Source organism: Haladaptatus sp. W1, assembly GCF_001723155.1.
GTDB lineage: Archaea > Halobacteriota > Halobacteria > Halobacteriales > Haladaptataceae > Haladaptatus > Haladaptatus paucihalophilus.
Genome location: NZ_MEIH01000310.1, coordinates 1 through 20,460, shown reverse-complemented (window position 1 = coordinate 20,460; position 20,460 = coordinate 1). Strand labels below are relative to the sequence as shown.

The window sequence follows — 20,460 nt, the reverse complement described above, 5'->3', positions numbered from 1 at the left end:
GGTCCGTACACTCCAGGCGAGGACCGTCTGCTGATCGGTCATTGCTCGGCCTCCCGTTTCTGACGAAGGCGCTGACAGAGCTGGCAGGGTGCGTACTGATCGTCTTGTGCCTCTGTGCGCGTGCAATAGGCGAGTGGGTTGTCGGTCTGCAGCGTACAGAGTGAGTGGTTGTCCGCGTCGAGTTCGTGATAGGCGAAGGCGTCGCCTGCAAGCTGATCGACGATAGCGACCGTCTCATCGGCGGGATAGGGTCACCAGCGATGCGCTGGTCGCGTTCGGCATCGCTGAGGTTGCTTGTGAAATGGCTGTCACAGTAATGGGAGTCGGTGATCTGCACTGCGTAGGTTCCACAGTGGGGACAGCGTTCGAATGTGTTCTCGATCTCCTCGGGGGTGATCGAGGTGGACGTGCGGGTCATCGCCCATCACCGCCGATGGCTGTCGCTCTCTGGAGAGGGCGTTCTGTGGGGGACATCTACGCGCGCACCTCGGTTGTGGTGGCGTGGGTGGTGGCGTCGATGTCGTAGCACCGTTCGAGGATGCATTTGTAGTGTGCGCGGGTTTCTGCGTGGGTTTCGCCCGGTGGTGTCGAAGGGAGCTTCGGGTTGCCCGTTTTCGTGGTGGCGACCGAGCGGTATGTGTCGGTGTCCTCGTGAATCTGGAAGCCTTCCTTGTCGTAGTTGATCGGGCAGCGCCGTTCGAAGAACCGCTGGCAGTCCGGCGTGGCGTAGATGCAGTACAAGTAGGGCGCTTGATTGGTGGTCTTGGTTCGAGTTTGAAAGCCCACGCGGAGTTCGACGAGGTACGCGCGGGTGATTGGCTCGTCGGTATCTGGAGTGGGTTGGTCCGGGTCCTGGGCGGCAGTGTCGGGTGTGGGTTCGAGGCGTTTGACGGGGTGGAAGAATTTCTCGCCGAATTGGGCCTCGAGGGAGAGGAGCCCGCCGTTGGGTTTCTCGTCGAAGGACGCCATTAGTGCTGTCCTCCGGAGAAGGGTGGTTGGTAGTCGATGCGTTTTTTCTACGGCAGGGGTATTGCTAGTCATGCTTCTGTGACCCAGAAGCGCGGTCGGTGGTCCAAACACCGGCCTTCTGCGAAGGCAGGCTGCGCTTCTATAGACACATCTCTATTTTCCAGGGGGATAAAGCTATGTATTGCACAGTGCAATCTATGATTCAAAGTAAAGTATTTTGCATATCATCTCATCTTTTGTACTGTACTACACTATGAGTTGCATAGAAATGGTTAACGAGAACTTTGATCCCTCGAAAGATTGCGACCGTGTTCTAAGCGTATTCAAAGAGGGACATGGGAGTGGAGAGCCATGGGGACGTGCAAACCCCCGATACATTATTGATCAAACTGGAATTGAAAAATCTAATGTTGAGTTTTATCTCCGACGACTTCGGGACGCTGGCTGGATTACCCGGTGTGCTCGTGGTCTCTATGAGTATGTCGAGGATCCAAGGGAAAATGAGAATGATCGATAGTCGGTACTTCCCAACCCATGTGAGAACTGAAGCTAAAGCGTTAGTCTAATTAGGAAGATGTCTGGTTGAGTGAATGTGTTCAATATCCCTCAGCCAGACGGTGTTCTTTCGGACTCGGACGTGAAAGATCTAGCGGAAGACGTTATCTGTCAGCTGCCATTGCCGGGGATCGAGGGTTCGCCCCTCGATCCCGGCGAGATCTGGGCGGTCGTCATTCTTGCAGCCGTCAATCAGGCCTCTGTCTGGGAAACGTGCAAAGACAACGAGAACGCTGCTTGTGACGATACTGTCATGGCTTGGCTACATACGCTCAACCGGGAGTGGCTTGAGAGCGTTGCTAACCGCCTTCTCAGGGAGTTGGCGATGACGATCCTCGACCCTGACCGGTCGAGGATCGTTTCTATCGACGAAGTCGATAACCCCTACCACGGCACGTACGCCGATAAGGAAGGTGAACTCTGCCGAATGCATGCCAAAGACGGGACAACGACGTGTCACCGGTACTGTACAGCGTATCTCGTCTCGAACGGCAAGCCGGTGACGTTGGCCATGACGTACGTCCGCAGTGATGAGAAGGAGGCCGACGCGGTCGAGCGCGTCCTCGACCGCGTCGAAGCCTCTCCCTTCGAGATAGAGCTTCTCTTGGCTGATCGTGGCTTCTATAACGAGCGTATCTTGCGTCGCTCACGGGAGATCGCTGCGACTGTCGTTCCTGTCCAAAAGAAGGGCAAGCGCATGAGAGAGAAATTGGACACACACTGCTCGTACATGACGACCTATCGGATGTACAAAGGCCGCGATCGAGAACTAAAATTCCCGCTCGCGGTCGCTGTGTCCTATCATGCCGGAGATCGTGGGAAAAGTGGCGAGGTCGTTCGAGGATATGTGGCGTGCGATCAGCCAGATCGCACGCCGAAGCAAGTCGAACGACTCTATCGGAAACGATCGGCGATCGAGACGAGCTACCGTGTATTCCGCCAAGCGCGGGTAATAACAACGACACAGGATCCAGTCATCCGCTTTGCGTTCGTCTTGGTTGGATTCTTGTTGGAGAACCTCTGGCTTGTGCTTCGATTGGGCGGTCGTCGCCCGCCCACGGCGGGGCGGGCGCGACCTGCCCGAGGAATTCACGTTCAAGACCTTCTCTGACTGGATCAGACACGCATTAGAGGAAGAGTTAGAGCGGAGTTGGGAGATCAAGATGAACGGCGTCGGTGTGCCAGAAACGTACGCATCGGCCGCGGGCTGACGCCAGCCCGCGGCCTTGGGCAGGCACCTGACGAGCAACAGCATTCGCCTAGAACGGCGTATCTCAGCTTTCTCGGTTCGGTTCTCTCCATCTGTGGACTCTAGTTCTCCTTCACTCAGCTACTACACCAGCGTTCACTCTGGTCATCCGTGACTCAGCACAGCTCACGAAGCGACGCTCGGGAAGTACCGAAAATGGATCTGGTCGATCTTCGTATTCGAACCTCACCGAGACAAGGTACTTTGTATCCCCACTCTCCTCGAAATCTACGTATTTGATCGTCTTGAGGTAGAGTTGATCCCACTGGTGTTGGGCTGGTTGTCCAGGGCGTCCATCATCGCCCATGTCTCGTTCATATTCATACTGAATGCGATTCTCGAATGGATCAGTGGTCTCCGTAAGCTTCCACGAGAATACCTTATTTCGGTTCGACGAATCCGCGACAACTGCTGGATCATTGCCTCGTTCATTCGGAGTTCCATAGATGCTAGTGAGTCCGTCTTTGCTCTTGACTTCCCAGTGGTCACTAACCGCATCCAATTCACGATGAATCCGAGCAAAGAGCCCCTCAGTCCGTGGTCGATACCGGGTTCGGTTACCTGTCTCCGAAATCGGTACGAGATCCTCAGCACCGGACAGGACGAATACATCGTCCCCATTGTACACTGGAATTCCATCCGATGTTTTGCGACTAACGCCGGGAACGCTCAGCGCCTGTCCAAGGCCAAAGGGACCGTTTCCATTGCCTGTACTATAGCTGAGACTCAGTTCTGGCTGGAATCCGTTTCGGCCGGCTGGAAGATCGATGGGAACGGTGAAATTCCCTGTTCCGGTGAATAGATCGGGTGAGAACTTTTCTCCGATTCCTGAAAGTGCACCACCACCTTCTGGTAGTGAAATGACTTGATCGGCGACCCCTGACTTATTGCTCATAGTTTCCCCCTTTTACTGTTACCATGGTTTCTCGCCCCATAATCCCTAGCTATTAATGGTTATAATCTCAACAGAGTGTTCGCTAGCACTGTACATAGCTATTGCTCAACTAACTATTTAGCAGGAAAATACGAGAATTGGGATATATGAAGATGGATTGCGCTCAAATCGCTCTCGGGCGTCGGAGTGGTCTGAAATCTGCTTTCTAACACTGTAACTGGCGCACTATTCTGTGTGACTACAGCCACGAACAGCGATTATCATAAGTTGCCGCTAGACGGTCGACAAAGAGAACAAGAACGGTAGTTTCCATCGGTCTATGATGGTAGGGATTAGCGTTCAGTGCGGAACCACTGTGCGATTTGCCGACTGAACGAGTCATAGACGTCCAGTCCGGTCTGGAGCGTCTCGTACACCTCAACGTAATCCACTCTGCCGTACTCGTGAGCGAGGACATTCCGAAACCCGATCGCTGCGACGAGCGTATTCATCGTTTGCTCGTCGATAACCTTCTCTTGGCCGAGAATGCGAACTGCTTCCTTGGATGCCACACCCGTCGGGTGAATCCGCACCGCGAGCAATCTGAGACGCTCGCGGTGCTCTCGTTGTCCCAGCACTCAAGCGGATTCGGGTCCAAAGAGACGGTGAACGGTTCTTGGGCGGCCATAACATCCGTCTCCAAGAACTGTTCGCTCTTTGGCTAGACGATGGCCTCATTACAGTTGTTTCAATCCCGGTGTGGGTTTCTACCTCATCGCGACAATGAGACAAGATTGTTCCGAGTGTGGTTCGTTCGAGTTTCAATCCCGGTGCGGGTTTCTTCGGTGCTTCGACTTCCGAATCAACTTCAGCGCGTCTCCCAGCAGCGACCAGTTTCAATCCCGGTGCGGGTTTCTTCGGTGCTTCGACCTATCTCCGTCACGTCTCCCCACAACGCGACGAAATCGTTTCAATCCCGGTGCGGGTTTCTTCGGTGCTTCGACAATTCGGAATCCGCGGACCTGAAAATATCAGGAAATTGTTTCAATCCCGGTGCGGGTTTCTTCGGTGCTTCGACCTCCTGTGGGCGATGGGCGTCTATTCGGTGTTGTTTCAATCCCGGTGCGGGTTTCTTCGGTGCTTCGACAAGGCCGATCTTGATGGTATCTCTTGCGTTGTATGCCGTTTCAATCCCGGTGCGGGTTTCTTCGGTGCTTCGACTTTGCCACTGGCTTCCATCGCCGATATAGTATTGTTTCAATCCCGGTGCGGGTTTCTTCGGTGCTTCGACGAGTCCTCCGGCTTAGAGTTCGGGCATCGATGGGATGTTTCAATCCCGGTGCGGGTTTCTTCGGTGCTTCGACGTGTCGCGTGCGAGAAAGTCGCTGTCCAAAAATAACGTTTCAATCCCGGTGCGGGTTTCTTCGGTGCTTCGACCTATCGATCGGTTAGCGACGACCGCTATATCCGCGTGTTTCAATCCCGGTGCGGGTTTCTTCGGTGCTTCGACCTATCGATCGGTTAGCGACGACCGCTATATCCGCGTGTTTCAATCCCGGTGCGGGTTTCTTCGGTGCTTCGACACCTTCGCAAACTTCGGTTTGTCCAATGGGATAGGTAGTTTCAATCCCGGTGCGGGTTTCTTCGGTGCTTCGACACCTTCGCAAACTTCGGTTTGTCCAATGGGATAGGTAGTTTCAATCCCGGTGCGGGTTTCTTCGGTGCTTCGACGCCGACTCAGTTACAAGCCGTGAAGTATCTGAGAAGTTTCAATCCCGGTGCGGGTTTCTTCGGTGCTTCGACGGTCCCTTGGCTATCAGAGTACAGCCACAGTAGTTTCAATCCCGGTGCGGGTTTCTTCGGTGCTTCGACCGTGGTCGAGTTGGACGTCGGCCTTTGACTCCGGCGGTTTCAATCCCGGTGCGGGTTTCTTCGGTGCTTCGACGTGCTGTGGGCGCTCACCGAAGCCGGCGACGCGCTGTTTCAATCCCGGTGCGGGTTTCTTCGGTGCTTCGACTCTGTGGCGGTGGGGCAGTCCCACCACCCATACCAGTTTCAATCCCGGTGCGGGTTTCTTCGGTGCTTCGACGCACTCGCCGACCGTGTTGCGGCGGAAGCCGAGCGGTTTCAATCCCGGTGCGGGTTTCTTCGGTGCTTCGACCAACACGACCGATGGGCATCCCACGCCCGCCCGCAAGTTTCAATCCCGGTGCGGGTTTCTTCGGTGCTTCGACCCACGCCAACTGGGACGGTGCCTACCCGCTCATCATGTTTCAATCCCGGTGCGGGTTTCTTCGGTGCTTCGACGTGGCAACAGGCACAGGGCCAGACGCCGGGACAGTCGTTTCAATCCCGGTGCGGGTTTCTTCGGTGCTTCGACGTACGGCGAAAATGCAACTATCATCGTTCCAGACGTTTCAATCCCGGTGCGGGTTTCTTCGGTGCTTCGACGACATCACCGTGGACGTCACGACTGCCTAATCTGATTGTTTCAATCCCGGTGCGGGTTTCTTCGGTGCTTCGACCAGTGACTCCGGCCGTCGATGCTACCATTTCCACTGGGTTTCAATCCCGGTGCGGGTTTCTTCGGTGCTTCGACCTCCGGATAGTCACAAGTGGGCATTTTAGTCGTGTTTCAATCCCGGTGCGGGTTTCTTCGGTGCTTCGACGTCGTCGCGTCGGTGTCGTCGCTGGGTGTGTCGCTAAGTTTCAATCCCGGTGCGGGTTTCTTCGGTGCTTCGACAGTACAACGACGCGGACTTTTCGTTGTATGATGTCCTGTTTCAATCCCGGTGCGGGTTTCTTCGGTGCTTCGACTCCGGCGAGTGGATTTTCTTCAGGATTTCCAACGACGTCGTGTTTCAATCCCGGTGCGGGTTTCTTCGGTGCTTCGACGCGGTGGAGGTAATAGTAAATGGCGATTCCGAAACAGTTTCAATCCCGGTGCGGGTTTCTTCGGTGCTTCGACAGGGGGTGATAACAACCGCATAGGTACTATAGTTTGTGTTCAAGCTGTGACTCAGTCTGGATCGTTCATCGACCCCTGCTGTACACAGGGTTCAAAAGGGTCGACGAAGCAGCTTCTCAGATCACGTTCGACTGGTCGTCCGGCGGCTCGGTCCCGAGATCGGTAATGTCGCTAAGGCAGGACTCACAAAGCCGATAAATACGAACCCGATCACCGTCTTTCTCATTGATCTGCTCGGCCAATTCGTCCTCTAGTTTGACGCGCTCGGTCTTCGAGACATCTACCTCAAAGACGCTATATTGTCGCCATGCTCCGTACCGCTGGAGCGTCCGATACACACGCCGGCGATTGGCGTCATCACTGACGTCGTACGTTACCGCCAGTCTCATCGCTGTACCTCCAGCGCATGATATTCGTCCAGTTCACCAGTGATCGCTTTCCGAAGCAGAATTGCTTGCTGATGAATTGCCTTCCGACGGCTTACCTCGTACTCGAAGTGCGGATGTGTGAGCGTTTCCTCCATGTACCCATGAATTTCGAGAGAAACGTCTGGAAGGCGTCGTCGCGCAGATGGTTGTCCTGCTTGAAATCATCATGGTTGAATGTTTTTCGGTTGATGATTCGCGTGACGAATGCGTCACAAAACAGCGACCGGAATTCCTCGAGGAGGTCAAGCGCGAGTGATGGTCGGCCGTGACGGTCGGCGTGAAGAACGCCGAGAAATGGATCAAGATTGTAGCTTCGGAGTCCGGTAATAACCTCGTTTTTCATCATAACGTACGTCAGCGACAACAACGAATTGATATGGTCCTTCGGCGGGCGTGTGCTCCGGGTCTCAAAGGTCCATCCATCGACGAGTGTCTCGTCGAGCCGGTTGAAGTACCGCTCGGCTGCCTCGCCTTCTATCCCGCGGAGGTCGTCCTTCGAGTCGACATGATGAACACGTTCGCTCAGGTCTCGGAGTACGTCGGTGCCAGTAACGCCCTTCCGTGAGAGCAGCGTTCGTGCATTACGTATCTTCGCGCATATCATCGCCTTTGCGATCGTCAGTTCAGCACTATCATCCAACGCGTACTGCGCGCGCCGGACCTCCGCAATCGTATTCCGCACGGGAACGAAGCTCCCACGATATTTCCCGTTCTGCGTGAAGTAATTGAGGACAATCCCGTGTTCATTCGCCTCAGCGACGAACGGCGTCGAGAAATTCACACCTCCGAAGACGTTGATTGTCTCCACCTTCGCGGTGGGAAATGTCCCGAGATCACCCTTGTCACCCTCGACATCGTGGACAACGATTTGTCCGCCGTCGGTCCGAACCTGTGTTCCCTGGGTCGTGACATAGATGACTGAGTCAAGGAACATTCCGTCGCTCGCTTTCATGACTTCACCTCCCACTCCTCACTTGGAATCCGATCCGGCTCTAGGGTGAGTGTCTCGCGGGGCATGCAGTACGACCGGGTTGAACAGCTCTCGCACTTCTGTGGATTCTCAGTAATCGGCGGAACTTCATCCGGACTCATCGACCGCATCGCAGCTAGTTGCTCACGTACGGCTTCTCGGTGATCATCAGTGATTCGAACATGCATCCGTTGGTCAGTCTCGTAGAGATAGATTGCGCCTTCACGAACTGGCTCCTCAAGATGTGCTTCGAGTAGAAGACAGTAGCCTGCGAGTTGGAGTTCGTCGCTTTTGTAGAATTCCCCGCTTTCGGCTCGTTTCCGCTCTATTGGGATTGGTTCCCCGTCGAGTTCGAGCACGTCTATCTTGCCTTTTAACCCGAGATCCTCGTCCTCAATGTAGAGTTCGTTTAGCCAGCCACCACGCGTAGACTGAGAGTCGTGCATCGACTTGCCCTCGATTCGCTCATAGTTTTGTCATTGCGTGTCAAAAAATCTCAAATACCAGTATCTTCGTGGGCAGTAACTGAACTGATTCAGGTCGGATACATTGAGTAGCTCTTCGCTCATATTTGTCGGCATTCGACTCTGACAGTTGGTGGTCCACCGGCCTCTGCGTCCACGTACACAGTGTGTTGCCCGTGTCGGACTTCGATTGGCTGGACAGCCTCGGGGAGCTGAAGCACACTGTAGAACTGATTCATCAGCTCTTCGCTCACATCTGCGGCCTCAAAATCCACTTCGGCGATCTCTGGGCGAATCCATTGCTCAAATGTCTCTCGTACCTCACGGCTTGAACCACTATAATCGAGCGGGCGATTCTCGTAGCCAGGGAACCGAGCAGTGATCATGACTGGACGGTCCGTGTCCCGGCGTGAGACGACGATTGTCTCGTTATCCTCAATCTCTTCAATGTCGTAGTATCGAAGCGTTGTAAGCAAGTCGTAGGTCGTAAGCGCTAGTCGGTCTCCTCTCGGATATCGCACGTTCACCGGCAGCGACCGACCACGAAGGCTTCGGAACACCTCGAAACAGTGGACTGTGAACGCGAGGAGCTTGTGTGTCGTGCTATTGTTTGTAACCGGGTGCCCGAACTGGCCAACCCCATCAAGTGCTTCATCGACGCTCCGGATGAATCCGCTCCACCTGTCGTACTCCGTGACGGATTCGAAGTCCTCTCGTAGCTCTTCCCCGAACCACTCTACGCTATTCAGTCGCGTATGGATTGCGTAGGCCGCTCGTAGTCCGATAAGCGCTCGAAGCGTCGCGTGATCTTGTGCATCGCTTCTGCCGTCGTCAAGTCCTTCATAGATTGTCTCGACGAACGCCGGATAGCTCAGTTGGTCAGGCCAACTCATTTCCCCCAGTCCGAATACGTGGACGGTCGCCTCGTGCTGTCGCCCTGCGCGCCCAAACCGTTGGAGGAACGAACTCGGGGTCGCAGGTATCTCCATGAACAGCGTCCGAATATCGTAGTCTAGCCCGACCTCTCCCTTGCTCGTCGTATTCAGAATGAAGAACGTCTCTTCTTCGAGCTGTGCATCTGGATCGTTCGTGTCGAATCCGTTGTCTTTCGCGGTATGTTCGAAGACGTTCTCGAATTCCTCCTTTAGATACATATGGAAGTCGTTGCTCGCGGCGACGCTGTTGAACACGAGTGCGACTTGTGGCGTATTGGTGTCGGTCGCGTCTTCTAGGAGGTTTTGGAGCCGTGTCGCGACTTGTTCATTGCACTCCTTGATCGTCCGCTCTTCGTGCCTCTCGACGGTGACTCGGTGCCGAAACGGATCTCCTTCATCGTCGTACTCAACCGAGAGATTCCGGACCGGGACCGACAGTTCCTCCTCAATGAAGGAGACAAACGACTCGTTTGGTGTCGCGGACGCAAGCAAGACGTCCATCCCAGCGTGTCGGTCGAGGAATACCTGGATTTGCAGGAGGAGCCCGCTCGCAGCAAGGTCGCCATAGAAGTGAAATTCATCGTAGATGACGGCATCGAACCGATCGAAGAACATCATCGGCTTCGTCGATCCACGGTACATATCCTGAATGATAGCCTGGAGAATGTCTGGGTTTGTTACGACGATATCGTGTCCCTTGTATCGATCTGTGTACTGTAGTAGGCTTTCGACTCGCTCGTCCCCATGTCCAGAAAGAGTATCGCCGGTGAGCCGAGCGACCTTGATCCCCTCATTTTCGAACCGTTTCGCCTGCTGGTTGAGCAGCGCGTTCGTCGGATAGACCACGAGCGTGAGCCCGTTTTCTTCGACCAACTCGTAGAACGTCGCCGTCTTTCCCGCCCCGGTTGGAGCTCGAAGTACACCAACCGGCTCCGAGTCCGGATCGTGAGCCCACTCCGCCGTTCGGTTCTGGAATGCCCGCGCGTACTCAAAGCCCCGCCGTTTGAACCCCTCGGCTGGAGACTCGATTGCAAGCGATGCTCCGTTGACGATCACTGCACCACCTCGGGAAGCACATGTTCACGAACGTATGTTGGATTGGTCCCAACGAAGTGTTGGAGGCGGGGGTCGTTTCCACGCCGGAAAGACTCACTCTCCTCAAGCAGGTGTTTCAACTGTTCAGTAGAGAGATCATATACATTTTCGAGGAGATATTTGTTGAGTACCAGCTGCTTGAGTTCTGACTCCTGTGCACGGAACTCGCCCGTCTGTTTGATTCCCATTCGAAACGACGGGCGAGTAGGAAGTGGCTCTGCGCTCCAGACTGTAAACTCGAATGTTGATCCCGGTGAAATCCCTTGGTAATTCCGGATAGTTTGCCACGCTGCACCTGAGCGTTCGAGGATCTCGGGGACGGACTTCTTGCCCGCTACCCGCTTTGCGACCTCCGGGTCATTAGTCGTGAAGTGGCGTTCCGACCGATAGTCGGTGCTGCGAAACGTGCGCTCACCTGCGTCGACCGCTATGGGGCGCATATCTGTGACGAATAGCGGGAGTTCACGTAGGTGATCATAAGACGGTTCGGTCGTTTCCACCCCAGTAAGTGCGTACCGCTTTTCCAGTTCGAAGTACCGGTACCCGAGTGCATGCATGAGTGCTGTTGCTGAGAGTGTCGGCTCGGTTTGGATCGAGCGTCCCTCTGTGCTCGAATAGAATAGAGGGGCATACAGCTGGGCCTCGTACGTCCGCTCAATCATTTTTCCCAAATACGTTCATCGCCGCGTCAGTGAGATCACGGAATTCCGCGGTGAGTTCCTCGTCGGCGTCGTCCACCTCACGTGCGGCGACTGCGTGCAATTGGTCATACCACTCTGGGAACGACTCTGCTCCCTCGACATCGCCATAGACCTCCCACTCGGACCGGCGGACCTCGCTGATGTACTCGCCAATACACATCTCTATGTTGTCTCCCTCGTCGTGGTACTCCATCAGAAGTTCGCCAGTCGAAAGTGAGGTATCATGATCTCCGAGGACGATACCAAGGACGGAATTCCGGACATTTCGCCCCGTCCGCGTCTCCCGGGCGCCGTACCGACCTGTATTCAGGAGATTGTGAAGTACGTAGAGAAGCATCGGTCCCGTTGCGGCTTCCAGCGTGACGAAATGGATGAGTGAGTTGCCCGGCTGCACTTTTACATAGTCAAAGAGTGCCTCCGACTGGCCACCCTCTTCGTCACGCATCGTTCCGGACTCGTATACTGCATTCCGAGTCTCCTTGTTCATCAGATCGTACTCGTCGGTTGTGTAGGTGTAGCCCTCTATAACACGGGATTTGATCGCGAAGTCTTGATCACCGGTACCTGCAAGTCCGTACGTAAGGGTTCCAACGTTCACCGATTCAAGCAATTCAGCCGGTTCGTTGTACGTGTACGCTTCGTGGACGAACTCGTCGCCGAGCCTGCGGAGCAAGTCTAATCCGGTAAGACGCTCTTTGCTGGTGAATTTCTCGCCGTTCACCTGGGCGTGCAGTCGGTCGCCGAACTGCTGGGTTTCAGCGCGGTCGGTACTCGAGTTGCGGAACAACGTCGGTTCGGTAATCTCCCGCTCGACAATGAGCGTGATGCTCGGTTTCTGAGTACGGTAGATCTCGAACGATTCGACAAGGCCGGTATCCGGATACGTGAGTGTCATTGGTGAGTTGCTGTTATTAGTTCGTAGCCGCTTCCTCGGTTTCCGCGTCGTCCTTCGTGTCCTCGTTGAGCACCTGCTCGTATGCGTAGAGATACGAGTTGACGAGTGCGTTCTCCCAATCGGATAGCTTCTTCAGCGTGTATAGATCGTTTTCGACGAGATACGAGCGAACCGCATCAACGAAGGCCTCCGCCTGCTCTGGCGTTGTATAGCCGGCGTAGTCCTCGCGATCTGCTGCCGTGTACACCTGTGCCTCAACGTATTCGAGGAGGTCTTCCTCTGACATCCGCTGGTTCTTTCCGCTGAGGAACGAGTCGATCGCCTCGCGGAAGATCTTTGTCTTCTTATACTTGCTGTCGAATTGCTTGCCGAAGAGATCGACTCCTCTTCGGGCGACGGTTTTCATGTCCATAAGTTGATTTGAATGGTATGTTTCGAGGTACGACCGCAGCTCAGGAAGTCGAGTCGCATTGTCGTGGTTCCGAACTGCGAAGTCTGTCAACGAGTGGAACGTATCTCGATCAAGCTGGAGATATGGATTGTTCATCCCTGCCTCGTATCCGACCGTTGCGATGAGCTTGTGTAATGCGAGCGCACGACGCAAGTGAGATTCGGGCCGGTCGTCACTATCGATGAACGGCGGGAGAGGTCCGAATCGAGCGGCCGAGTCAAGTCCGAGCGCCTCCTGCTCGCGGATCGCGTCCTCATCAACGAAGGCCTCGTCGGCGCTCTCGAACCGTGTGAACGGTCGCCCGAGGACGACTTTCATCCCGACAGCCTGCGCGCGCTGCATAAGTTGGCGGACGACGACCATCCGGTGGTTCTTGTCGCTCATATTTCTCCTCCCACCAAATTCGAACGGCTGGATGTAATATTGTGGTCGAATGAGATTTTTCACTATCTCGCTATCACTCAGGTCTAAGCTTTCTCCCGGCTCCACCCCCATCCGCCCTCCTCGTAGTCGGATATCTCCGAGGAAGTCGTCAAAGTAGTAGTATGCGACATCAATGCTTGACCTCAAATTCACATTGGACTGCTTACAGTACTCTGAGAAGAGTGCGTACTCAAGGTTGCAAACTCCGCATATTGACTTATATTTTTGCTTGGGACGTGGTGGAACTCTCCGTGAGAATTCTTGAGTTCGAATTATAGCCTCCTGACCTTTCTTATATTCTGTCCGGGCAGTAGATCCACAGAAAAAGCACATATTTTCTTTCTCTGGGAGTATGGTGGTAATTGTTGCATCGAAGAATCGATTTACCACTGTATCTATCTCATCATTTTCCGGTTCAAGATCTGAGTGAAGTTCTGGCCGAAGCTTCTCGGCAAGATTATCCAAGGCGTTCTGATGCTCGTTGAAATTCCTGATGAGATGTGCAATATAGTGAATTTTAACCTTCTGACGGCCGATTTCAAGAACTTCGTCATAGGCTTCTTGTAGCCCCGGATCTTCGAATTCTGACTGGCGGTCAATGTACATTGCCTTGGCTAGAATGGCGAAGTATTGGTCAAAATCCTCGGGAATTCTTTCGAATGCTTCGACACCAGCCTTCCCATCATGGAGTAGTTCACGAAACTCTTCGGCGATGATTTGCTCCTTTTGTTCTGGGTTGAGCGCGAACTCTGCGAGGATATCGTAATCGAACGAATTCCATCCGAGCTTACACGAGAATGAGTATCGGCCACTCTCGATTAGTTCCGTGCTGAGATGGGCGTGAACACGTTCTCGAAGCTCATCGCGGTCAATGTCAGTACCGAGATACAGCACACGATCCGGTGTGCTCCCGACAACGACACCGACCTCTTCGCCGCCGTCCTCACCTGAGATGACTTCCTTTGTCCGGCCGATTAGTTCGTCGTTGAGGACTGGCTGTTCGACGGCGTTCAGTTCGAGGAGATGGATTTCCTCGTCGTCAAGTTTCTTCGCCATCGCCTTGTAACCGCTCTCGACTCCCTCGCGCAGAATCACCGAGGCGACTTGGTCGCCGAGTCGACAGTAGCGGTCGAGCCCCACGAATTCAGTGTCCGTGCCTCGTGTCTCACGACTATCCTCTGTCAGCTCAGTTCGCTGGACAAGGTATAGGAGATCATCCCGGTATCCGTCGCCGAGAAACCCTTCGACACCGAAATCGTCGCCTTCGTTGAAATACGTTTCGAACACCTCACGGGTGTTCCCGTTAGATTTGATCCCATACGCTTCCTGTACATACTTGTTGGTGTCGTGCAAAACAAGCGCAGACGCAAGGACTCTGAGTTCTTCTTCCAATTCAGTGATATCACGCCCCCCATTGACGGCGCTGTACACGAAGGTGTTCACGCCGATAGTCATCGCATTGAGGAGGTGAGCCGCGAGTGACGTCGTCTCCTCAGGATCTGTTTTCGCGTCGTACTCACCCGCTGCATCGACGACATTTTCGACAAGTGAGGACCCGACGAGGAACTCGTGGGCATATCGCGCGGCGGCAGCTGGTGTCTCAGGAATGCTCATCTCTGCATTTGCACCTCTACAGTCCCACATCCACGGGCGACCGAACTCCCGACTCCAGCGTACTCACTGAATTCCGCGAGAGCGGTCACCGCGGTTCGGATCGCCTCACTGGCGTTCTTGAACCGATAGATACACGTCCCCGTGAACCCCTGGGCGAGGATCGGCGAGCCGTCCTCCCCCCGATTAACGAGCACGCTATGTGTCTCGTAGGTTCGCGCATCGGGTTTCTCGATGAGGTTGGACTCAAAGTCCGTTCGCGTCATACCAAGTTGACAGTGGTCCGCTAACTCGGTTGGTAATGTTCGATTCCATCGCCGCAACAGTGACCGGAATACTGACCCTCGATGGGGGAACATGGTCGTGATCTCGTCAGCTTCCTCAATGCAGGTCGGTGTCCGAAACTGCATCTCGATATCGAACGTATCTGCTCGTTCGGCAACTGTCGCAGCCGCCTCTTCTAATATCTCCTCGTGAGTCGTGTTACTACTCGCGAAGTCCCGAACCTGAAGTGACCCCTCCGCGAGTCCCAACGAATCGCCGCTGAATACGAACGCGTCAGCGAGTGCTTCAAACACGCTTTGATCTGCAGGGTCGGTTACGCCCAGCGCAAGTCGATACGATTCCGAGGGATCGACGCGCTTGTGGAACTTGCGGTCACATCCACGAAAAGACCCTAGGAGCCCACTATTGTGGAGGCTTCCTAGTTGAGTGTCGTGGATCCGTTCGCTCACGTTCGATGCGACATCGTCGAGCGCACCGAGCAGTGCCCCGTACACCTGATACCCGTCGGCACTTGGAATGACAAACGAATCGTCCGGTTCAAGCGTCAACGTGATCTGGCGCATCGCCACCTCCGATCACTGATTACTCTGTCAATCACCTGCACGCAACTACCCTCGTAGCGGTGTCAATTTAGTCTTATTGAAGCGATGATATGTGTGCGAATATCCGCAAGTGGGCGGGGATGACTGCAGGAATGTGCAGCGGAATCGTTTAGATGCGCACGGTTCAACATGTACATGTGCGCACGTACGTCTCGACGATTGGCTACTACGATACTCGAGTGGTACGCCCGGTACTCGATCACGGACTCAACGCGGGTGACCTGGTCGTGCTACTCCGACCGTACAACGACAATGAAGACGGGGACAGCGCGGTCGCAGACGTAAAGCGGATTTTTTCGGAGCTCGGACCGAATATCGAAGTCGTAGTCGAAGAGGTCACACACGACGAGTTTCCGACCGCAGTCGAAGAATGTACTGACGTCCTTACCGCCGCCGACGGAGAGACGATTGCTAACTTCGGTGGCGGGCCGCGGGAAATTTTCCTTGCATTCACTATTGCCGCTCTCGTCGTGAATGATCAACTCGACACTGTGCTTCAGTTCACTGATATCGACGAAGAAGTCAAAGAGCTCGCACTCCCGGAACTGATGGAGCCTGTTTCAGCAAAAACACACCCGACGCTCCGGGCGGTCTCAGAAGCGGATGGAGAATCGACGTTGCCTGCGATCGCTAAGCAAACCGAACAGTCGCGGAGCACCGTTGGTCGACACCTCGACGACCTCGAAGCAGCCGATGCCGTTGAGACCGTGAAACAGGGAAAGACCCGGCACATCAAACTGACGCTCGGGGGTCGGCTGCGGCTACTCCGACTCGGGTAGTTCGTGGACCCACTTGAATGACGTGTACAGGGGTGGTCCACGAAGCAAGGAGCCACTCTCGTGAGTCTTGCGTAAACTATAGGGTCTCTCGGCGGATTATCACCCCCTGTCGCGATGAGGTAGAAACCCACACCGGGATTGAAACAAGCCATCGTAGGTCTCGTGGGTCAAATCGCCCGGCGTCGCGATGAGGTAGAAACCCACACCGGGATTGAAACTGGTAATAGCTCTTGATTTGATTCCCGTGATTCATCGTCGCGATGAGGTAGAAACCCACACCGGGATTGAAACACCTGGACGCAGGCTTTCCGATTTACTGAAACATTGTCGCGATGAGGTAGAAACCCACACCGGGATTGAAACTGAGAGGCTACAAAATAGTCGGATGGTTTACGCCGGTCGCGATGAGGTAGAAACCCACACCGGGATTGAAACGGTTGTATTGTCCCGGTGCCGGGAAGCCAGACACGGTCGCGATGAGGTAGAAACCCACACCGGGATTGAAACCCGGGCAAAGATCGTGACCGGGCGCGGCGCGGAGGTGTCGCGATGAGGTAGAAACCCACACCGGGATTGAAACAACAGCACTGACACCGTAGTCGTTCCAGACGCCGTACGTCGCGATGAGGTAGAAACCCACACCGGGATTGAAACCCGTTGTACACACAATCGTGGTTGCGGTCGGCGTTGTGTCGCGATGAGGTAGAAACCCACACCGGGATTGAAACCGTTGTTTGCGTGCTCGGCAAGTCGGTCTGCGAAGTCGAAGCACCGAAGAAACCCGCACGGGATAGTATATTATACTAATCAACCGACCCTACCAACCGGGCGACGACGTACAAGTCTACGTCTCAGAGACTGATCCCGATAGCGAACACCACGGGAAGAAGGCACTATCACGGACGTCTTGCAGGACACTCTCGGAGACGAGACTGGGCGCGAACTGGATTCCTACAGCTACCGCATCGGATACTCTAATCCACGCTACCGAATCATGCTAAATAGATAGGTTTGTTCTGTCGATCTGTAGTGCTTGCTTCGTTGGGAGCTCAACGAGTGCTAGATAGAGGAAAAGTGGTCACTCACTGCACTTGGATATGACTCCGCAATGCACTCGGAAATAAATCGATCCATTGGCAGGATAGCCGATCATCACTCCCTGACTGGCCACTGTGAGCTACTCGGTTCGCGTTGAGGTGAGTAGCAAGCAGTAGCCATATGCTGGCATTCTCACAACGCGGTGTACTAGTAATATTCTGACAATCAATGTATACCCGCGAGATTGGTGGGGTAGTGGCTGGAGCAGCTACTTAGTAGTATCTTTAGACCAAGATTGTTGGTGGAGGTGTGGTTAGCCTAAGCTGAGATGTCTACTGACATCGCTCAATGTCCTGAATGTGGATGGACTGGAAATGCAACGAATTGTACGACTGATGGGGAGAAACGGCAATGTCCGGTCTGCCAGCACTCGATTCGACGTAGTTGAGCGTTGAGCGTCTTATTGTTCTTATAGCACTCAATGTCGTCTCTATTCGTTCTAATGAGACGGCACCAATACGCGCACAGGCCGAACAATTTACCTTCGGCGTCGATGCCCCTGGACACGTCAAAGTCACCAACGAGAGCCACGAGAACCCCGCAGACCACCAGTACGTGGTCTCCATCGACGACGTGACCCACGAACTGATGGCCTGCACATGCCCGCATCACGTCCACCGGAACGCATTCTGCACACACATGGCCGCCGTCGAGAACGCGACTGACGACGGGACGCTCGACGCATTCCCCTCGAAGGACGAAGGCGAGACCAAACCAGACAACTGCGATTGTGACGGCCTCGGTGGCTGCCCGTGTTGGGAATGCGTAAAAACGGATCGGCGAGAGATTCCAGAGTAACTCCTCTCTCAGCCCCTCTTCTCTATAGCCTGTCAACAAACGCTTCCGTAAATCGCTGATCAGTGTCCACTCATGAAGTGTATCCACACTATAATCGCTAAGAGTGACAACTGTATCGCGCCAGAGACACCGCCGGCTTTTCCGTCTGGGCGCGTACGTAGTGCAGATGAGAATGTTATGACAAGTACCGTGCCGATTCACTCACTAGAACGAGCGAGACGGCCGAATTTGATGGGAGGAAACGAAGGATCAAGAACGAGTGATAGACCGATTCTCACATGAAGGCGGTATGGGGTTGCCTGTCAGAATCTACCCGAGGACGTACTCGAGGATGGGGTAGCGCTCGAGGAGCGCCTGACCGCCGATCTTGTACTGTTCGATGTACGTGTCGAGGCCGAGGATCCGGCCGGCACCGAACGCTGCAACGGCCAGGAACACGAGCATGTACGCGAAGTCGCCGTTGATGACGCCGTGAGCGATGTCCCAGTTCCCGAAGTAGAACATGAGCATCATGAGCGCGCCGAAGAACGCCGCAAGGCGGACAAACGCGCCGACGAGCAGTCCAAGACCGATGAACAGCTCGCCCCACGGGACGGCCACGTTCGCGACCTCGACGAACCACGGGGTCGAGCCCATCCAGGCGAATAGGCCTGCAATCGGGTTGCCGTTGGTCGCGGCGACGTTCGCCAGGTAGCCACCGGCCGAGAACGGTTCGGCGGCGACGATTTTCGTGAATCCCGAGTATGCGAACGCCCACCCCATCATGAGCCGAAGCGCGAGGACGAACCAAGCTGAGAGGCTGTGGGCACGGGTGCCGACCGTGTAGCCACCGATGGTGCTTTCGAAGGTGTTGCGAGTGTCTGGAGAGATGGTGGATGCTGTCATGGTCTCGGAAGAAAAACTTCCTACTTTCTAAAACAACGGCGAAGTATATAAGTGTATTTAGATAGGCTGTGTCATGGATTTTCATTGGTTATAGAAATTATTTAGCACTGCTATCGACTCATTTTTGTCTTGGTGAATGGCGACGAGAGTGAAGATACTGAGACACCTATCGACGACGAGAGCGGGCTACCGGAGGACCGTGACTGCGATGGCCTCGATGGCTTCCCAGACTATCCATCGTGAAAGCAAGCCGGAAGGAACTGCCGAATAAACCTGCGCTTCCGTTTTAATCCATGTCTCGATAATTCTCAGTGGCGTCAATTTATCAAATAAACTCCAATCACAGATTATATATCTATATTTATTGCGGAATAGATTAACAATCGATTCATAATTTTTAGAATGAAAACATATATGGATTAGTTGCTTGTACCCCATACCAGACTATGGAAATCCTTCATCGGTTACGTGACGCCTTCAGTCCGGAAGAGGCCCCTCAGCAAACGGAAAAGCAAGTTCGAACAACCGGTGATATTTTTGAATGTGAAGACTGTGGTACAACGTTCATTTCAAAGCCAACCCAGTGTTCAAAGTGCGATCATAACGAGTTTCGGAATCACGGCAGCTGTTAATATTCTACTCAATCCAGACGTCCTAGGCTGAGTTCGCTTTGACATTCCCCCTTCGCTAAAGCACAAGAATTTCCATGAATTGGGACATTCGGGGCCTCCGGTTGACAACTCTCCGGGTTTTAATAAAATGTTCTTAACACAATTTGGAGCAAGAATTTTTTCCGGGGTGGTGGTCGAATCCACAATCACTATCGTCGGCCATTGGCTAGACGTTGATGGGAAACATGGCGACGTTAGACACAATCTTCGACTTATTCAGTACGAAGCGGCGACGATACGCACTATACTATCTCGATCAACAGAGTGGAACAGTAACGGTTGATGAGCTTGTGGATTATGTTGCAAATCACGAAAACGACGCGACTGATGAAACAATTCCTGACGAGCAGTACGATCGGATCGAACTCTCTCTTCGCCAAGTGCATATCCCGAAAACAGCTGAAATTGATTCGATTGAATATGATCGCGATGAAGGAGAAATTACCATTCAGGGAACGTCAACCGAGTTTGACGCGATTGTGACCATTGCGAAGGTCCTCGAACACGCCGACTAAACCGAGTAGGTAGCCAACCGATGGTCCACTTCAAAGGCTATCTCTGCAGGAGACTTCCTGAATCTAACAGTCAAAGTGTGCCCAGTGACGGCCGGCGTCACGAAGTACGATCCGACAACAGAGGCAATCACCATTGCGCTCACCTGGAAAGCCTACGAACACCACGGGTGGGAGCAATTCAGGTCCACCGTCCGCCACGAACTCATCCACGCGTGGCAGTATCACGAGTTCGGCGAGGC

Annotated in this window: 14 protein-coding genes, 3 pseudogenes and 2 CRISPR repeat arrays; of the genes and pseudogenes, 5 read left to right on the top strand and 12 right to left on the bottom strand. The window is 54.1% G+C overall.

The window, feature by feature from the left end; genetic code table 11:
• Positions 1-474 precede the first annotated feature (474 nt).
• On the bottom strand, positions 475-969 hold the full coding sequence (locus BG842_RS16105; RefSeq protein WP_069451548.1) for a hypothetical protein: 495 nt from the start codon (positions 967-969) through the stop codon (positions 475-477).
• A 592-nt stretch (positions 970-1,561) separates the two neighbouring features.
• On the opposite strand from BG842_RS16105, the pseudogene BG842_RS16095 reads away from it, so the two are divergent.
• Positions 1,562-2,735 (top strand): annotated as a pseudogene (locus BG842_RS16095) (ISH3 family transposase).
• A gap of 111 nt (positions 2,736-2,846) precedes the next feature.
• Here BG842_RS16095 and BG842_RS27795 read toward each other — a convergent pair.
• The 10 genes and pseudogenes from BG842_RS27795 to cas6 all read right to left on the bottom strand — a co-directional run bounded on the left by BG842_RS27795 (position 2,847) and on the right by cas6 (position 15,436).
• Positions 2,847-3,668 (bottom strand): SpvB/TcaC N-terminal domain-containing protein, encoded by an 822-nt coding sequence (locus BG842_RS27795; RefSeq protein WP_083252581.1) that lies wholly within the window; start codon positions 3,666-3,668, stop codon positions 2,847-2,849.
• 332 nt (positions 3,669-4,000) lie between these two features.
• Positions 4,001-4,285 (bottom strand): DUF86 domain-containing protein, encoded by a 285-nt coding sequence (locus tag BG842_RS16085; RefSeq protein ID WP_083252580.1) that lies wholly within the window; start codon positions 4,283-4,285, stop codon positions 4,001-4,003.
• 107 nt (positions 4,286-4,392) lie between these two features.
• A CRISPR array of direct repeats spans positions 4,393-6,615; the repeat unit is 37 nt; unit sequence GTTTCAATCCCGGTGCGGGTTTCTTCGGTGCTTCGAC.
• Positions 6,616-6,731: 116 nt separating this feature from the next.
• Positions 6,732-7,004 carry a CRISPR-associated endonuclease Cas2 gene (cas2, locus tag BG842_RS16080; protein WP_069451544.1) on the bottom strand — a complete coding sequence of 91 codons (273 nt, stop codon included), beginning with the start codon at positions 7,002-7,004 and terminating at the stop codon, positions 6,732-6,734.
• Positions 7,001-7,995: pseudogene (cas1, locus tag BG842_RS16075) on the bottom strand (CRISPR-associated endonuclease Cas1). The gene cas2 and the pseudogene cas1 overlap by 4 nt, the downstream one beginning before the upstream one ends.
• Positions 7,992-8,477 (bottom strand): annotated as a pseudogene (cas4, locus tag BG842_RS16070) (CRISPR-associated protein Cas4); the annotation flags it as partial. The pseudogenes cas1 and cas4, both read right to left, overlap by 4 nt.
• Positions 8,478-8,578: 101 nt before the next feature.
• On the bottom strand, positions 8,579-10,468 hold the full coding sequence (gene cas3, locus BG842_RS16065) for a type I-D CRISPR-associated helicase Cas3' (RefSeq protein ID WP_069451543.1): 1,890 nt from the start codon (positions 10,466-10,468) through the stop codon (positions 8,579-8,581).
• Positions 10,465-11,169, bottom strand: coding sequence for a hypothetical protein (locus BG842_RS16060; RefSeq protein ID WP_069451542.1), 705 nt, complete (start codon positions 11,167-11,169; stop codon positions 10,465-10,467). Before BG842_RS16060 ends, cas3 begins: the two co-directional genes overlap by 4 nt.
• Positions 11,162-12,103 (bottom strand): type I-D CRISPR-associated protein Cas7/Csc2, encoded by a 942-nt coding sequence (cas7d, locus tag BG842_RS16055; RefSeq protein WP_069451541.1) that lies wholly within the window; start codon positions 12,101-12,103, stop codon positions 11,162-11,164. The genes BG842_RS16060 and cas7d overlap by 8 nt, the downstream gene beginning before the upstream one ends.
• 16 nt (positions 12,104-12,119) lie before the next feature.
• Positions 12,120-14,591, bottom strand: coding sequence for a hypothetical protein (locus tag BG842_RS16050; protein ID WP_069451540.1), 2,472 nt, complete (start codon positions 14,589-14,591; stop codon positions 12,120-12,122).
• Positions 14,588-15,436 (bottom strand): CRISPR system precrRNA processing endoribonuclease RAMP protein Cas6, encoded by an 849-nt coding sequence (cas6, locus tag BG842_RS16045; protein WP_069451539.1) that lies wholly within the window; start codon positions 15,434-15,436, stop codon positions 14,588-14,590. Before cas6 ends, BG842_RS16050 begins: the two co-directional genes overlap by 4 nt.
• Before the next feature lie 176 nt (positions 15,437-15,612).
• Between cas6 and csa3 the strand changes: the two genes are divergently transcribed.
• Together csa3 and BG842_RS29990 are read left to right on the top strand one after the other, a co-directional pair.
• Entirely contained in the window at positions 15,613-16,254 is a 642-nt protein-coding gene (csa3, locus tag BG842_RS16040; RefSeq protein WP_069451538.1) for a CRISPR-associated CARF protein Csa3, read from the top strand.
• 108 nt (positions 16,255-16,362) lie between these two features.
• Positions 16,363-16,982: a CRISPR direct-repeat array (repeat unit 37 nt; unit sequence GTCGCGATGAGGTAGAAACCCACACCGGGATTGAAAC).
• Positions 16,983-17,736: 754 nt separating this feature from the next.
• The gene (locus BG842_RS29990; protein ID WP_069451537.1) at positions 17,737-18,150 is read left to right on the top strand and encodes a hypothetical protein; all 414 of its coding nucleotides are present in this window, start codon (positions 17,737-17,739) and stop codon (positions 18,148-18,150) included.
• A 309-nt stretch (positions 18,151-18,459) separates the two neighbouring features.
• On the opposite strand, the gene BG842_RS16030 is transcribed toward BG842_RS29990, so the two are convergent.
• A complete protein-coding gene (locus tag BG842_RS16030) occupies positions 18,460-19,035 on the bottom strand; it encodes a DoxX family protein (RefSeq protein ID WP_069451536.1) in 576 nt (191 codons plus the stop codon).
• Positions 19,036-19,891: 856 nt separating this feature from the next.
• Between BG842_RS16030 and BG842_RS16025 the strand changes: the two genes are divergently transcribed.
• Together BG842_RS16025 and BG842_RS32785 are read left to right on the top strand one after the other, a co-directional pair.
• Positions 19,892-20,221 carry a hypothetical protein gene (locus tag BG842_RS16025; protein WP_069450422.1) on the top strand — a complete coding sequence of 110 codons (330 nt, stop codon included), beginning with the start codon at positions 19,892-19,894 and terminating at the stop codon, positions 20,219-20,221.
• Between the two features lie 75 nt (positions 20,222-20,296).
• Positions 20,297-20,460, top strand: a 164-nt coding sequence (locus BG842_RS32785; RefSeq protein ID WP_342764809.1) for a SprT-like domain-containing protein, incomplete at its 3' end; no start/stop codon positions are given.

Excerpts from the sequence above, each read along its gene's own strand:
- BG842_RS16105 (WP_069451548.1), bottom strand. The coding sequence starts at position 969 with ATGGCGTCCTTCGACGAGAAACCCAACGGCGGGCTCCTCTCCCTCGAG.
- BG842_RS27795 (WP_083252581.1), bottom strand. The coding sequence starts at position 3,668 with ATGAGCAATAAGTCAGGGGTCGCCGATCAAGTCATTTCACTACCAGAA.
- cas2 (WP_069451544.1), bottom strand. The coding sequence starts at position 7,004 with ATGAGACTGGCGGTAACGTACGACGTCAGTGATGACGCCAATCGCCGG.
- BG842_RS16060 (WP_069451542.1), bottom strand. The coding sequence starts at position 11,169 with ATGATTGAGCGGACGTACGAGGCCCAGCTGTATGCCCCTCTATTCTAT.
- cas7d (WP_069451541.1), bottom strand. The coding sequence starts at position 12,103 with ATGACACTCACGTATCCGGATACCGGCCTTGTCGAATCGTTCGAGATC.
- BG842_RS16050 (WP_069451540.1), bottom strand. The coding sequence starts at position 14,591 with ATGAGCATTCCTGAGACACCAGCTGCCGCCGCGCGATATGCCCACGAG.
- cas6 (WP_069451539.1), bottom strand. The coding sequence starts at position 15,436 with ATGCGCCAGATCACGTTGACGCTTGAACCGGACGATTCGTTTGTCATT.
- BG842_RS16030 (WP_069451536.1), bottom strand. The coding sequence starts at position 19,035 with ATGACAGCATCCACCATCTCTCCAGACACTCGCAACACCTTCGAAAGC.
- BG842_RS16025 (WP_069450422.1), top strand. The coding sequence starts at position 19,892 with ATGGCGACGTTAGACACAATCTTCGACTTATTCAGTACGAAGCGGCGA.